The sequence below is a fragment of the Arthrobacter sp. CDRTa11 genome (assembly GCF_026427775.1).
Lineage (GTDB): Bacteria > Actinomycetota > Actinomycetes > Actinomycetales > Micrococcaceae > Arthrobacter.
Map to the genome: position 1 here is coordinate 4,480,791 of NZ_CP044532.1, position 14,679 is coordinate 4,495,469.

The 14,679-nt window shown below is 62.9% G+C and carries 14 protein-coding genes; 9 read left to right on the forward strand and 5 right to left on the reverse strand.

Annotated elements, in window-relative coordinates; all coding sequences use genetic code 11:
* Positions 1–10 precede the first annotated feature (10 nt).
* Positions 11–796: a GOLPH3/VPS74 family protein gene (locus F8G81_RS20350; RefSeq protein WP_267276444.1), complete on the reverse strand. Its 786-nt coding sequence runs from the start codon at positions 794–796 to the stop codon at positions 11–13.
* Between the two features lie 139 nt (positions 797–935).
* Between F8G81_RS20350 and F8G81_RS20355 the strand changes: the two genes are divergently transcribed.
* Positions 936–2,177, forward strand: a complete 1,242-nt coding sequence (locus F8G81_RS20355; RefSeq protein ID WP_267276445.1) for an NYN domain-containing protein — start codon at positions 936–938, stop codon at positions 2,175–2,177.
* 133 nt (positions 2,178–2,310) lie between these two features.
* Here F8G81_RS20355 and F8G81_RS20360 read toward each other — a convergent pair whose 3' ends face one another.
* Positions 2,311–3,348, reverse strand: a complete 1,038-nt coding sequence (locus F8G81_RS20360) for a hypothetical protein (RefSeq protein ID WP_267276446.1) — start codon at positions 3,346–3,348, stop codon at positions 2,311–2,313.
* Positions 3,349–3,858: 510 nt separating this feature from the next.
* Here F8G81_RS20360 and F8G81_RS20365 point away from each other — a divergent pair.
* Positions 3,859–4,218, forward strand: a complete 360-nt coding sequence (locus tag F8G81_RS20365; RefSeq protein ID WP_267276447.1) for a hypothetical protein — start codon at positions 3,859–3,861, stop codon at positions 4,216–4,218.
* 405 nt (positions 4,219–4,623) lie between these two features.
* Here F8G81_RS20365 and F8G81_RS20370 read toward each other — a convergent pair whose 3' ends face one another.
* Positions 4,624–5,190 carry a TetR/AcrR family transcriptional regulator gene (locus tag F8G81_RS20370; RefSeq protein WP_267276448.1) on the reverse strand — a complete coding sequence of 189 codons (567 nt, stop codon included), beginning with the start codon at positions 5,188–5,190 and terminating at the stop codon, positions 4,624–4,626.
* A 340-nt stretch (positions 5,191–5,530) separates the two neighbouring features.
* On the opposite strand from F8G81_RS20370, the gene F8G81_RS20375 reads away from it, so the two are divergent.
* The 3 genes from F8G81_RS20375 to F8G81_RS20385 all read left to right on the forward strand — a co-directional run bounded on the left by F8G81_RS20375 (position 5,531) and on the right by F8G81_RS20385 (position 7,828).
* Entirely contained in the window at positions 5,531–6,259 is a 729-nt protein-coding gene (locus F8G81_RS20375; protein ID WP_267276449.1) for a hemerythrin domain-containing protein, read from the forward strand.
* A 124-nt stretch (positions 6,260–6,383) separates the two neighbouring features.
* Positions 6,384–6,821 carry a hypothetical protein gene (locus F8G81_RS20380; protein WP_267276015.1) on the forward strand — a complete coding sequence of 146 codons (438 nt, stop codon included), beginning with the start codon at positions 6,384–6,386 and terminating at the stop codon, positions 6,819–6,821.
* Positions 6,785–7,828, forward strand: a complete 1,044-nt coding sequence (locus F8G81_RS20385; protein ID WP_267276014.1) for an IS3 family transposase — start codon at positions 6,785–6,787, stop codon at positions 7,826–7,828. Before F8G81_RS20380 ends, F8G81_RS20385 begins: the two co-directional genes overlap by 37 nt.
* Positions 7,829–7,906: 78 nt before the next feature.
* Here the strand turns inward: F8G81_RS20385 and F8G81_RS20390 are convergent, their stop codons facing one another.
* Both F8G81_RS20390 and F8G81_RS20395 read right to left on the reverse strand, forming a co-directional pair.
* Positions 7,907–8,671 (reverse strand): class I SAM-dependent methyltransferase, encoded by a 765-nt coding sequence (locus tag F8G81_RS20390; RefSeq protein ID WP_267276450.1) that lies wholly within the window; start codon positions 8,669–8,671, stop codon positions 7,907–7,909.
* 28 nt (positions 8,672–8,699) lie between these two features.
* Positions 8,700–9,440: a FadR/GntR family transcriptional regulator gene (locus F8G81_RS20395; protein WP_267276451.1), complete on the reverse strand. Its 741-nt coding sequence runs from the start codon at positions 9,438–9,440 to the stop codon at positions 8,700–8,702.
* 200 nt (positions 9,441–9,640) lie between these two features.
* On the opposite strand from F8G81_RS20395, the gene eat reads away from it, so the two are divergent.
* Genes eat through F8G81_RS20415 form a run of 4 tightly spaced genes read left to right on the forward strand, consistent with a single transcriptional unit; the run spans position 9,641 to position 14,675 of the window.
* Positions 9,641–11,110, forward strand: coding sequence for an ethanolamine permease (gene eat / locus F8G81_RS20400; RefSeq protein ID WP_267276452.1), 1,470 nt, complete (start codon positions 9,641–9,643; stop codon positions 11,108–11,110).
* Between the two features lie 26 nt (positions 11,111–11,136).
* The gene (locus F8G81_RS20405) at positions 11,137–12,519 is read left to right on the forward strand and encodes a glutamine synthetase family protein (protein WP_267276453.1); all 1,383 of its coding nucleotides are present in this window, start codon (positions 11,137–11,139) and stop codon (positions 12,517–12,519) included.
* Positions 12,500–13,327 carry a gamma-glutamyl-gamma-aminobutyrate hydrolase family protein gene (locus F8G81_RS20410; RefSeq protein ID WP_267276454.1) on the forward strand — a complete coding sequence of 276 codons (828 nt, stop codon included), beginning with the start codon at positions 12,500–12,502 and terminating at the stop codon, positions 13,325–13,327. Before F8G81_RS20405 ends, F8G81_RS20410 begins: the two co-directional genes overlap by 20 nt.
* Positions 13,311–14,675, forward strand: a complete 1,365-nt coding sequence (locus tag F8G81_RS20415) for an aldehyde dehydrogenase family protein (RefSeq protein WP_267276455.1) — start codon at positions 13,311–13,313, stop codon at positions 14,673–14,675. The genes F8G81_RS20410 and F8G81_RS20415 overlap by 17 nt, the downstream gene beginning before the upstream one ends.
* Positions 14,676–14,679 lie beyond the last annotated feature (4 nt).

Below are 14,679 nucleotides of genomic sequence, written 5' to 3' on the forward strand. Positions count from 1 at the left end.
GGACGATGAGTTACAGGGCTGGAGCTTCTTCCTCCGCCAGCCTGATCATTCGAAGTTCATCCTCTACGGCGCGGGCCGGCCAATAGTCCTTCGCCAACTCATATGCCCAAAGTCTGTCTACGCCCGGGAAGAGCTTGGTGAGCAGTCCGGCGGCCTGAAGCAGGGCGATCAGGGCCAAGGTCCTGTCCTCGGGTGCCTCGGGAGCGGGCTTTGAGGGTTTAGGCGTTCCGGTATCCAAGGCTTCCGCATCCGTCGTCCCCGCCTCAGTGGCTCCGGCAGCGGCGCCGGCCCTGGACGCCCCGCCATTGGTCGCCGGGGCATCAGGGACCGGGGCACCGGTCGCCGAACCCCTGATCGCGGCCTCGATCTTCGTCAGGACCGCCGCCTCCGGGCCATGGTCCTTCTCCGGATACCGCACGGTCCGGAACAGACCAAGGTGTTTTTCGCCGGCATGTTCCACGATGCCCAGTGACGCCATACCCTCATAGACGCGCTGGACTTCAGCACGGCTCTCCAGATTTGAGACCCACCGCTTGGGAGTGTGCGGCCGTGATTTGTGGCGGATGAATTCCAGTTCGCGCTGGAAGCCCGTTTTGGGGGCCGTGCCGGCAGCCTTGACGTGCTTTCCCCGCAGCTCGATCGCACCAAGCTGTTCCAGCTCAGCCAGAATGGCCCCTGCCAAAGTGGTCCTGAGCGCGTACATAGGCACCTCAGGTTTGCCGTCTTTGTCGTTGGTGGCCAAAAGGAGGAAGGCTTGGGGCAGGTTCAATTCCACCGCGTGTGTTTCCGCGTCCATACGACCATGGTGCGCCCGTCTGACGGCCATCACAATGCTGGATTTACAGGAACGCGGACGACGGCGGGACCTCCCGCCGTCGTCCGCTGGACGTAGCCTGGTCCTACCCGGCACCCAAAGCCCGTGCAACACTTGCCCAATGAACGAGGCGCTCTCACCTTCCCGCAGGCCCGGCATCCGAGCAGCGATGTTTGTTGATTTCGACAATGTGTTTACCGGTTTGCAGGCTATGGATCCGCTGGCCGCAAAGCGGTTCGCCGAAGACCCCAAGCATTGGGCGGACGCATTGTCAGCCGGGGGTTCCGGAGAGGGGGCCCGCCGCTTCCTGATCCGCAACTGCTACCTAAATCCGATGGTGTACTCGAAGTACCGGACATACTGGACCCGCGCTGGTTTCCGCGTGATCGACTGCCCATCGCTGACGCAGCGGGGAAAGAGCAGCACGGACATCAACCTGGTGCTCGATGCCATGGACGCACTCGCCGGAAGCGGTGGCATCGAAGAGTTCTTCATCGCCTCGGCCGACGCCGACTTTACCTCCCTGATCCAGCGGTTCCGGGCCGCTGACCGGATGACCACAGTTATTGCTGCTGGCGCTGTTGCTTTCGCCTACCGGGAGATGGCGGACCACGTGGTGGAGTCCCACGACTTCGTTGCGATCCTCAACGGCACCACGGCGGAGCCCATCCACGCGGTGGCATCCGTTAAGCAGCCGCACGTCGTTGCCGCAACCAAGGCGAAGACGAAGACGAAGGCAAGCTCGCCCGCCGTCTTTGAGGTGTTGGAGTTCGTCCGTTCCGCACCAGGACCAGTGGTTGGTGCCATGGTGGCCCACCGGGCGCTTACGGCAGACCCTTCCTTGAAAACCGACTGGGGCGGCTTCGGAAAGTTTGGAACGTGGATCTCCCAGATCGGCCAGAACGTCGAATACTCGGCAGCACAGGGCGGCTGGGTCTGGGACTCGAAGCGGTTCTCCAGCGATGATCTGCCCGTGCCAGCTGACCTCCAGCCGGGCATCGAGGAGCAAGTCACCCGGGTGACGGACGTTCCGGCGCTTTCCGCGGACCAGTTCAGGCAGATTTTTCAGGCCCTGGCAGCCCGGCTTCGTCAACATCCGCTTAACCGCACCGAACTGTCGCGGCAGGTCAGGGATGACTGCGTGAACGCGGGCCAGCCGGTCTCCCGCAGCGCGGTGAGTTTCGTCCTGCAAGGCCTCGCCTACGCCAATTTCCAGCTCAGCGAACAGGCGAGTCCAGCAGAGCTGGCAGCAGCGTGGACTGCGAACGTGGAAGAACTCTGCCGGGTGGCGCTGCTTGAGTTCGACGCCGCGGAAAAGCTCGCGGTCAAGCGCTGGGCCAGTGGCGGCCTGCTGGACAACTGACTGAAGAGTTCGCGGAGCACTCGGGGGTATGCTGAGCGGATCATCGTGGGGATGACCGAGTGCGTCCCGGGTTTATGACTACAGAAGCGGACGACGGCGGGACCTCCCGCCGTCGTCCGCTTCACTTTGCTGCCTACTGGCTGAAGGGGACCTTTTCCCAGATCAGGACGTCCGCCTCGGAGCTGTTGCCGGCGACCGAGAATCTGACGTAGTTGGTGGCGTTGGCGGATCCATCCACGGTGATGCGCTGCAGGTCATCCGCGGCGGGCTGGCCGTAGATGTCCAGCCAGGGTGAACCTTCCGCCAGCGGCTGGTTCTCGGCGAAGACGTGGCTGTCGCCGTTGATGAGGTAGACCGGGCGGTCGAAGCCGTTGGTTTCCTCGATGATGGCTTGAACAATTTCCCGGAAGCCGGATACCGCTTCCGGGTTGGCCGTGGCCGCGGCAAGCTGCGACGGATCGAACATGTCGGCCTGGGTCATCAGCACCACGGCGCGGTCGTTGCGGCGCTCGGCGTCAGCAAACGTGTCGCGGATCTGCTCCAGCACTGCGTCCGTCCGGTGCTCAACCTCAGCAAGCTGCTCGGGTGTGGCCGTGGTTTCGCCCAGGCCGCTCCACGGAAGCAGCGAGTTGTTGCTGCCCTGGATGTTCAGCACGGAGAAGGCCACCCGGTTCTCGGTGAATCGGACGTTTTCCGGCAGCCCGAGGCTCTCCTGGGTCTTGACCGGCATGGTGGTGCCCAGGGTTTTGCCGGGCTCGTCGAAGAAAACTTCCCGCAGCTTGTCCAGCCGCTCCAGCGGGTTGTAGGCACCGTTGTTGGTGCGGTGGCAGTCCACCCATTCGTTGTCGCCCGGGGTGAAGACCAGCGGGTGCTCGAACGTATCGAACTGGGCCCGGATGCTGGCAAAGTATTCGTCGGAGCAGACGGAGGAGCCGTTCTTGATGTCGCCCACGTGTGCTACAAATTTCAGATCGTCGTCGGCGTTGATGTCCTGGATCCGGACTGGGAACTTGGCGATCTCAGCGTCGCCGTAGGGGATGTCGCCAATGACACCAAAGGTGAAGGCCTGGCTGTCGAAGGTGGTGTCGGCTGCGTTGGCCGGCTGGGACGCAAGCAGGCCGAGCGCAAGGACGGCTGCCGCCGTCGTAGTTTTCATGGTCTTCGAAGGCATGGGGTACCTGTTTCTACTCAAGGGCGAGGGATTGCCGGCTCATGGGTAGCCGGACAGAGGGTGCGTGAAAAGACTGCTGGCCGCGGAAGAACGGTGGAAAGCATTGGGGTATCCACGACGTGAACCGAAAGTGTCACGGCGGAGATCGTCTATGTGGTCTTTATTGGGCCGCCGAGAATTCGGCAATCGTCTTGACAAACACCAGCCGCAGGGCCAATCTGATGAGCACTAATTCATGCCGGTTCCGGCGTGATTCGCCAAGATCGTAAAACCAACCGTTCATTTCACGGTTCGGCGCTGGGCAGCCGCGATGTGGCAGAACGTGGGGACGCAATGTCTGTGCGCAATCTTCCGAAGCGTCGTATTCAGCGCGGTCTGGGCAAGGAATCCTCTAAGACACCCGGGTTCAATGGACACCGCCAACATCATGCGGTCACAGCTGCGAATCTCATCGCCAACGTAACTCTCAACGCCCACCTATCAATTTCCGCACAATCTAAGGAGTTTCCTATGAAAAATATCCAGACCGTACGCATGGCGGTTCCTGTAGCGGCGGCCTCCGCACTACTGCTGCTTCTCGGAGCGGCGGGGCCTGCACAGGCCGACCACACTCACGTTAAGGAAGTCGGCAACGGAGGGTGCATCGTTGTTGCCCAAGGCTCCGGAGAATCGGAAGTGGACCTTCCCTCTGCGGTGTTCCCCACTGACGGCAGCGGAAACCCGAACGTGGACATCCCTGAGGCTGATGGCCTGACCCACCCCCTCCATTTGCTGGTGCACCGCGGAGTTCCCGGAGACCACCTGAACCTTTATGTGCTTGGCAGCGCTGCAGCTTTGGCGGCATGCCCTGGCGAGTTCGTTAACCGGTAGCAGCGGCAGCCAGAAACATGGGTTTATGTCCGAGGCCGGCCCCTCACGGGGTCGGGCTCGGACAGTACAATCCGTTGACCCGGCCTTAAGGAACATCAAATGATGACGGTCATCGTCGTGGGATCCGTGCTGCTTCTCCTTGCCGGAGTGTGGTTGATCGTCATCTGGGGCCGCGAAACCATTCAGCCGCCCGTCCAAGAGGGGCCGCTCCCGAACGGCCGCTCGGCCCGCCCGGCTGCATTGCGCCGTTTCATCTGGTGGGCCAATCTTTGGTGCATAACGGCGTTGATCTCCGGGCTGCTTGTGGCGTGGCCGGGCGGCCGTCTGGTGATGCGCATCCTGGCGGAAACGTCCCCGGACTCGGCGCAAGGCCGCCTCGCAGAAGCTCAAGCCACTGTGGGACTCTTACTTTGCTGCGCGACTGCGACGCTGCGGAATAAACGCCCGCACAACGGCATCAATGGGCGTAAACACTTCCGCATCCGGGTCTACAGCCATCCGCTGGATGATCATGCCGTCGCCCACGGCTGTGATGGCAGTCGCCGCTGCCACGGGGTCAGGGGCTCCGAGGGCCGCCATGGCGTTTTCGACAAAGGCGCGGAAGTAGACTCGGCCGGCAAGCAGCGGGCGCCGGACGTCTTCGTTGTGGGTGCCTTCGAGGAAGAGCACATACCGGGCAATCGTCCGGGTCCGTGAAGCGGTGGTGATGTTCTCTACTGTGCCCGCCAGCATAGTAACGAAGGCGGCGACATCAGTCGGCGGGCCTGGCGGCCCTCCAAGCGCGGCCAGATCCTGCTCCGCGACCCACTCGACCACGCCGGTCAGGAGCGCTGCGCGAGTCCGGAAATAGTTCGACGTCGAGCCCTTCGGCACCCCCGCCGCTTCATCAACCCTGATATGCGTGAGGGCCTTCAGCCCCTGCGTGCCAAGCAGTTCGACAGCGGCATCCAGGATCTGTGAACGAGTGGACATACTTCATACTATAAACGTAGTGACAATCCACTACGTTTATAGTAATCTGTCTCCATGGCAGGCCTAGCTGTCATCTCCACGGCCCACGGCGCAAGTTCCTCCTACAGCGCGCGGGCACTCCCACGGGTTCATCACCTGCTCGTGATCAGGAACCCGCGGCGCACATCGGCGTTCAACACGCCTGACAAAACCACAACGCCTGACCGAGACCGGCCCAGAAGCACCCTGTCGAGCATGCCGGCGTGACGCAGCGGCTGCTACGCCAACTGGCATTGCTTCCTGAAATGCTCCCGCAGGGAACGGGGGTCTCGCTTGATTCCTGGAAATGGAGGCCACCAAAATGACCGATTTCTTCACTATGCAGCCCGGCGAAACTGCAGCTCCACTCCCACCGGGACCTGTCCTGTCCACGGGGTCAACCGGCATTCGGCGGGTGCACCGCTTCCTCCTCTGGGCATACGAGGAGGCGCCCAACTTGGTGCGTTCCACCGCGCCCGGAGACACTTCCCGCGCCGCCTACGTGGGGCAAGTACTCGGGAACTTCGACAAGGTGCTCCTTATCCACCAGGAAGGCCAGGACCTGTTCATGTACCCGCAACTGGCCGAGCGGGCTCCGGCAAGCACGCCACACGTGGAGCAGATGCTTGAGCAGCACAAGCAGATTCGAGAACGCGTCCAAAGCATCGAGCCCGTCCGCAAGCGCTGGATGCAGACAGCAGACCCAGACGACAGGGAAGAACTCGCAAGTGGCTACGAGGACGTGCAGTCTGTTCTCAAGGAGCATCTGCGCCGCGAGGTCACCGAGGTGATGCCCGCCGTCGACCGGGTCATCACGGAGGAGGAACTTAAAGCGATGATTCAGCACGGGGTTAAGCAGCACGACAAGAAGTTCCTCGTCACCTACCTCGGAATGATTCTGGCCACGAACCCGCCGGATGACCGCAGGGAAATATTCTTTGAGGAAATTCCTGCCCCCGCCCGTCTCGGCTACCGTCTCATCGGCCGCAGGATGTACCACAAGCAGTACGCGACACTCTTCCCGGGACGCCCAATCCCGGAAACACTATAACCAGCGCGGCCACACGAGCGGCCTTGGCCCGCATGAGCGTTGCTGCCCCCCTGTGTGTCAGGCTCTTGTGTGACAGGTTTTCTGTTTGCACCGGAGGAGACATATGGGACGGGGAAGGTCCCTTATGGATTTTGTTATTCCGGTCCGTCAGTCGAATCGTCGCTTCACTGTTGACGAGAAAAACGCGATTCTGGATGAGAACGAAAAGTGCCTTGAGCTAGGCTCCAAGACCGCCCTTGCGAGGGCGGTCGGAGTCAAGGCCGAGACCATCCGAGAGTGGGCAATCGACCGGGAATCCGGTGATCTGCCGGCCGATTCAAGATGGAAGGATCCGCGATTGAATGCAGGCGATAAGAAGCAACTCAAACGCGTTCTGAAGGAGAACGAGATTCTCAAGGCCAAGCTGGCCAGGTCCGAGGCCGCGGTGGACATCTTGGGAAAAGCTTCCGCGCTCTTGGACGCCATGGCCAAGAGCGCGGCGGCGACCGAACCGCAACTGGAGGAGCCGGAGCCGGGGCGTCCGGAGTGGTTGATGCCAAAGCCTGGAAAGACATCGCCCTGACCTTCGCCCGGAACCTGGTCACGGCCGGCTGGTCAGCGGTCAAAGCCTGCGCCCTGGTTGGCGTGCACCGCACCGCCTGGTACCGGCATCAGAATCCTCCCGGCCTGGCCGGGATCACCGTTCCGCATGTCGACCGTGACTACCCGAACCGGATCACCACGGCCGAGTCCGACGAGTTCATGGGACTGCTTAATTCCGAGGAATACGGGAACCTTTCGGTCACACAGGCCTATTACCGGATGCTGGACGCGGGTTACTGCCCGTTCTCGATCGCCGCAGCGCACCGGATCGTGGCCCGGCATGGGCAGAACGGAGACCGCCGCGAACAACGCACCGGCACCGGGCCCAAAAGAGCCAAACCAGTCCACGCTGCGACGGCTCCGAACCAGCTCTGGAGCTGGGACATCACCACGCTCCACGGCCCCGGCAAACACACCTACAAGCTCTACACAATCATGGACGTGTTCTCCCGCAAGGTCGTCGGTCACCGCGTCGAATACACCGAAACGGCCGCCCTTGCCTCAGCACTTATCAGGGACGCCGTCGCCGACAACAATCACCGGCCCGCCGTGATCCATGCCGACAACGGGGCGCCGATGCGGGCAGCCACGACGTTGGACCTGGCCCGCGCCTTGGGCATCACTTTGTCCTACTCCCGGCCACGGGTCTCTGACGACAACCCCTATTCAGAGGCCTTGTTCAAAACCGTGAAATACGACCTGGACTTCCCCCGCCGGTTCCAAGATCTGCAGCACGCACGGGACCACATGGCGGCGTTCTTCACCGGCTACAACACCCACCACCGCCACAGCGGCCTGAACTACTACACCCCGGACACCGTCCACCATGGACTCGTCCGGCAAGCACGCCAGCAACGCCAAGACACACTCGATACCTGCTACGCCCGCAACCCACACCGATACCGACACAGGCCCGCCGCGCCAGGAGTCCCACTCACAGCGGGCATCAACAACAAACAAACCACCCGGCTGTCACAAACAGCTTGATAAATACCGGCCCCAAGCCGTTCATGCGGGGCAAAACCGCTCGTGCGGCGGGGCCGGCCGCAGCCCCCGGCTCCTCCGTCAGGCTTTCGCGAGTACGATCGGCTGGTAGTAGCCGCTGACGTCAGGCATGAGCCATTCGACGGCGGTAAACCCGGCCGATATCAGCAGGCTTTCGAGTTTCGCGCGCTGCAGGGCCCGGTAGCGTGTCGTACCCGAGCTCGCCCGCCATGATCCGGCCGCCTCTTCGGCGAAAGTGAACAATTCGATATCCACATACTCCGCGTCCGCCGACCACCGCCACACCTGGCCCGATCCATGCCGCGACCCGACTTCCCCGTGGACAGAGATCGGGACCCCGTCGGGACGGATGAGTCTCAACGCGTCATAGTCGCGAAGAGAGGCGAGCAACAGCCCGGCTGGCCGCAGGCAGGCACGAACACTGCTCAAGGCATTTTGCAGGTGCTCGTCAGTGAGCAGGTGCGGCAGGGCGTTATCGCACGAGATAACCACATCGAAGGTCCCTTCGACGTGGTCGCGGATCTCGCGGACGTCGCAGATCTTGAAATCGACGTCGATTCTTCTCTCGGCCGCCTCCACGCGGGCCCGGTCAATTGCCGCTTTACTCACGTCGCTCGCTGTCACGCCGTATCCAAGCGTCGCCAGCGGCAGGGCCTGGGTTCCGATGCCGCAGGTGCAGTCCAGCAGGCGCCCTTCCGGGATCCCGTGCTGGGCGAGGATGCCGGCGATGACCTGCCCGTGCCACTGGGCCGCTGACCACCAGTCAGCGAAGAGCCGGTGATACTCGGGCGCGAGGTCGTCATAGAACTGTTCCGGGGTGGCCATACCTGTGAAACCTCGCCTTCTCAGCCTGCTAGCCGGAAGATTCGGTGTGGGAAGAGCCCAGGAATCCATGCAGCAATGAAGCCGTTCCCTGAAGATGGTTCTGGGCCGCCCGGAATGCTTCCTCGCCGTCGCCCCGGAGGATGGCGTCCATAATCTCCTGGTGCTGCCGGTTCGAGTGTTCAAGGTTGGGCTCAAGGAGGGGTATCCGGTCCAAAAGGTCATTGACCCTGGAACGGACATCGGCCACTGCACTGGCCAGGCTTGGCGATCCCGTCACTTCCGCAATGGCCACGTGGAACCTTGCATCCTTGGGCCGGTACAGGTGGGCAGGTGCGGCCGCCACCTCAGCCAGCGTCTTCACCAGGTGGCTCCGCTGTGCCGGGGACAGCGTGGCTTTGGCTGCCAGGGATGCGGCCGCCGGTTCCAGCACGCTACGGAGGGTCAGGACGTCCTCCACCTCACCCGGGTCCAGTTCCGGGTAGGACCCCGGGCTGGCGGAGGGCCGGCTACACACATACGTTCCCCCATAACGGCCGCGCTGAACCTCGACGTATCCCGCTTTCTGCAGTTCGGCCAAGGCATCCCGCAGCGTGGCCCGGGACACCCCCAGCAGCTCCGCAAGTTCGCGTTCCGCCGGCAGCTTCTCCCCCACCGCGAAGAGGCCGAGCTTAATGTTCTGGAGCAGGCGTTCGATGGTTTCCTCGAAGGCGTTTCCGTGCCGGGCAGGACGAAGGATCCGCGTGCGGGTCTCGAACAGTTCTTCTTCCATGCACTCATCATAATCGGCCCGAAATAATGCCTTTGGATGGAAGCCAAAAGGCCTTTCTTACACCCTCCACGGGGTGAATCAGCACAGAAAAACAAGGAAATGCCAAACTCGAGCTCTTGACGCCGCCGGTGATCTGCCACACACTGTAACGAGCTTATGGTCTGAATCCAGACCAATGCCCTTGGATGAAGGGATTTACAGTGTCATTCTCTGATTCAATCAAACCAACGGAAGACAAGCAGTATCTGGAGCATCGGCAGCTGAAGCGCGGTGCCGCGGGCTGGATCCTGCTTGCCGGCCTCGGCGTCGCTTACGTGATCTCCGGCGACTTTGCGGGCTGGAACCTTGGCCTGGCCCAGGGCGGCTGGGGCGGGCTGCTCATTGCCTTTGTACTCATGGGCATCATGTACACCTGCATGGCGTACGGCCTGGCCGAACTGTCCTCCACGCTGCCGGCCGCGGGCGCCGGTTACGGCTTCGCCCGCCGGGCGCTGGGGCCATTGGGCGGTTTTGCCACCGGAATGGCCGTCCTTATTGAGTACGCGGTCGCACCGGCGGCGATAGCCATCTTTATCGGCGGCTACGTTGAAGCCCTGGGGCTCTTCGGCCTGACGAACTCCTGGCCGGTTTACCTGGTGACCTACGCGGTCTTCGTCGGCATCCACCTTCGCGGCGTTGGCGAGGCGCTCAAAATGATCTTTGGTATCACGGCGGTGGCCGTCATCGCCCTGGTCGCCGTGGTCATCGGCCTCCTTCCGAAGTTCAATGCCCAGAACCTCTTTGACATCGTCCCGGACGGCTCCCCGGCGTCGAGTGCTTTCCTGCCGATGGGAATCGGCGGCGTGGTTGGTGCCCTGGTCTACGGGATCTGGTTTTTCCTTGCCGTGGAAGGCGTTCCCCTGGCCGCTGAAGAGACCGCCAACCCGAAGAAGGATATGCCCCGGGGCATCATGGTTGCCGTCCTGATCCTGGTGGTTTTCGGGGCACTGATGCTGGTGCTGGTACCGGGTGCTGCCGGGTCTGCGGCGATGAGCACATCCAATAACCCGCTCCCGGAGGCCCTGCGCCTGGCATACGGCGGAAACACGTTCCTGGCCGACTTCGTCAACTACGCCGGCCTGGCCGGGCTGGTAGCCAGCTTCTTTTCCATCATCTACGCCTACTCCCGCCAGCTCTTCGCGCTGTCCCGGGCTGGATATCTCCCCAAGTGGCTCTCGCTGACCGGCAAGCGCCGAACCCCTTACTGGGCACTGATCGTGCCGGGAACCCTTGGTTTCATCCTTGCGGCAGCCACCGGCAACGGCGCGCTCCTGATCAACATCGCCGTCTTTGGTGCCACCGTGTCCTATGTCCTCCTGAACCTCTCCCACATCGTGCTGAGGAAAAAAGAACCCGATCTGCCCCGCGGGTACCTCACCCCCGGCGGCGTCGTCACGACGTCGATCGCACTGGTTCTGGCTGCGGTGGCCGTCGTCGCAACTTTTGTGGTGGATGTGTTCGCGGCATCCATAACAGCCGCAATATTCGGCGCCGCGCTCCTCTACTACTGGTTCTTCAGCCGCCACCGGATCGTTGCCGGCGCTCCGGAGGAGGAATTCGCGCAGCTGGCCGCCGCCGAGGCTGAACTGAAAACCGGCAAACGGGCGGCCCCCGACACCCTTTCCCTCTAAAATTGATCAAGGCGACGGATACAAACATGACAAATCAAACAAGTGGAACCTCCAAGCACGGCCAACTGGGCGTTGACGAACTGCGGGACCTGGTAGCCTCCGGCGAAATCGACACCGTTGTTGTTGCCATCACAGATTCAATGGGCCGCCTCCAGGGGAAAAGATGCGGCGCACGGTCCTTCCTCGACGACGTACTCGGGCACGGTGCCGAAGGCTGTAATTACCTTTTGGCCGTCGACGTGGAAATGAACACCATTGACGGCTACTCCATGTCTTCCTGGGCCAACGGCTACGGGGACATGGTGATGCAGCCGGACGTCTCCACCCTGCGCCGGGTGCCGTGGCTGGAAGGTACCGCAATGATCCAGTGCGACATCCACTGGCTCGACGGCAGCCCGGTGGTCCAGTCGCCCCGGCAGATCCTGCGCGCACAGATCGACCGCCTGGAGGCGCTGGGCTACCGGGCCCACATCGGCACCGAACTCGAATTCATCATGTTCGACGACACCTACGAAGAAGCGTGGGACAAGAACTACGAAGGCCTCTCCCCCTCGACGCGTTACAACGTGGACTATTCCCTCCTGGCCACGGCCAGGCTGGAACCGGTGATCCGAAGCATCCGGAACGGAATGGAAAAAGCCGGGCTCGTCGTCGAATCTTCCAAAGGCGAGTGCAACCTGGGGCAGCAGGAGATCACCTTTCGCTACGCAGAAGCCCTTGCTGCCTGCGACAACCATGTGTTTTACAAAAACGGGGCCAAGGAAATCGCCGCGCAGCAGGGCAAGAGCATCACGTTCATGGCGAAGTACAACGAACGTGAGGGCAGTTCCTGCCACATCCATTTCAGCCTGACGGACCTGGACGGCAACCCCGTCCTAGCCGGTGAGGGCCAGCATGGCTTCAGCCCTGTGATGGAGCACTTCATCGCCGGCCAGCTGGCCGCGCTGAAGGAGCTGGCGTACTTCGTTGCCCCGAACATCAATTCCTACAAGCGGTTTGTGGAAGGCAGCTTCGCCCCCACGGCCATCGCCTGGGGGCTGGACAACCGCAGCTGCGCACTGCGCATCGTGGGACGCGGCCCCGGCATGCGGGTGGAAAACCGCGTGGGAGGCGGCGACGTCAACCCTTATCTGGCAGCAGCGGCCCTCATCGCAGCCGCCATCCATGGCATCGAGAACCAGCTCCCGCTCGAGCCGATCATGACCGGGAACGCGTACCAGTCCAACGCTGACCGCATCCCGACCAACCTGCGGGACTCTCGGGCCCTGCTGGCCGACAGCGAGATTGCACGCAAGGCATTTGGCGATGAAGTGGTGGACCACTATGTCTTGGCGGCCGGCGTCGAACTGAAGGCCTTCGACAGCGCAGTGACGGACTGGGAGCGCAAGCGTGTCTTTGAGCGGCTCTGATACCTACCGCCCGCGCATCGGGCTGACCACCTACTTCCAGGAAGCGTCCTGGGGCGTTTGGACAGCGGATGCGGCAATCCTGCCGGGGACGTACGTGCAGGCGGTTGTCTCCGCCGGCGGAACCCCTGTCCTCTTGCCGCCTGTCGGCACTGATCCCTCCATTGTGGAGGTCCTGGACGGGCTGATCATTTCCGGCGGCAGCGATGTTGGCCCCGAACAGTACGGTGCCGAGCCGCACCGGCTCACCCGGGCCCAACCGGCCAGGGATGAGCACGACATTGCCCTCACCAGGGCAGCGCTGGAGGCCGGGGTGCCCCTCTTCGCCATCTGCCGGGGAGCCCAGATCCTCAACGTTGCCCTGGGCGGAACCCTGCTCCAGCACATCCCGGACGTGAACCCGGAAGCCGAATACCAGCCCGCCCCGGGTGTCTACGGCAGCGTCGGGTTCACCAGCCTGCCGGGAAGCATCACCCGGGAACTGCTGGGACCCGTGGCCAGCGCACCGTGCTACCACCACCAGGCGATTGACGGCCTGGCGGACGGGCTGCGCGTCGCGGCATCAGCGGCCGACGGCACCATCGAAGCGGTGGAAACGACGTCGGGCGGGTGGGTGCTCGGAGTCCAGTTTCACCCCGAACATAACCCCTCCGACCTCCGGCTTTTCAGGGGGTTCGTCGAGGCCGCATCCGACTACCGCGCCGCGGCCAACCAACGCCCGGCCAACCAGCGCAAAGAAGCCAACGACAGCCCCGCAGACAACCTCCGCACAGAACGAATGGAGAACCCAATTCATGTCCAGCACCTATGACGTTCTGAATCCGGCCACCGAAGAAGTCATCGAGACCATCGCCCTTGCCTCACTGGAGGAAACAGACGCCGCGATCGCCAAGGCCGAGCGGGCTTTCGCGACGTGGCGCCAAGTAGCTCCCGCAGACAGGGCGATGCTCCTGCGCCGCTTCGCCGCCGCCGTCGACGCCGACCGTGAAAACCTCGCCCTGCTGGAGGTCTACAACGCGGGCCACACCATCGGCAATGCCCGGTGGGAGGCCGGAAACGTCCGGGACGTCCTGGAGTACTACGCCGCCGCACCCGAGCGTCACCTCGGGCAGCAGATTCCGGTAGCGGGCGGAATCAACGTCACCTTCCACGAGCCCCTCGGTGTTGTGGGGATCATCGTCCCCTGGAACTTCCCCATGCCCATCGCAGCCTGGGGATTCGCCCCCGCCCTTGCCGCCGGCAACACAGTGGTGCTGAAACCCGCGGAGCTGACTCCCCTGACCGCTATCCGGCTGGGGCAGCTGGCGAAGGAAGCAGGGCTGCCCGAGGGCGTCCTGAATATCATCCCGGGCAAGGGTTCGGTCGTGGGCGAACGGTTCGTGACCCACCCGTCGGTGCGGAAGGTTGTCTTCACGGGCTCAACCGGCGTCGGCAAACGCATCATGGCGGGCTGCGCCGAGCAACTCAAGCCAGTAACGCTGGAACTGGGCGGCAAGAGCGCCAACATCATCTTCGCCGATTCCGATCTTGAAGCCGCCGCAGCGGCGGCCCCCGGAGGGGCTTTCGACAACGCCGGGCAGGACTGCTGCTCCCGCTCCAGGATCCTGGTCCAGGACAGCGTGTACGAAAAGTTCCTCGAGCTCCTGGAACCGGTGGTCAAGGCCCTGCAGGTGGGCGACCCCGGCGACGAGGATTCCTTCATGGGACCGTTGATTTCGGCCGGCCAGCGCAACACGGTGTCCGGGTACGTCCCCGACGGATCCCCCATCGCGTTTCAGGGATCCGCCCCGGACGGCAAGGGTTTCTGGTTCCCGCCCACCGTGCTGACGCCGTCCCGGGAAGACCGGGTCATGCACGAGGAAATCTTCGGCCCTGTAGTGGCCGTGGTTCCCTTCAGCGACGAACCCGATGCGCTCCGGCTGGCCAACGATTCGATCTACGGGCTCTCGGGATCCATCTGGACCCGCGACGTCGGACGGGCGCTGAGGATGGCCCGCGGACTTGAGTCAGGGAACCTCTCGGTCAATTCCCACTCATCGGTGCGCTACTCCACACCCTTCGGAGGCTTCAAGCAGTCAGGGCTGGGACGCGAACTTGGCCCGGACGCCCTTGACGCCTTCACCGAGACCAAAAACGTCTTCATCTCCACCAACCCCTAACGTC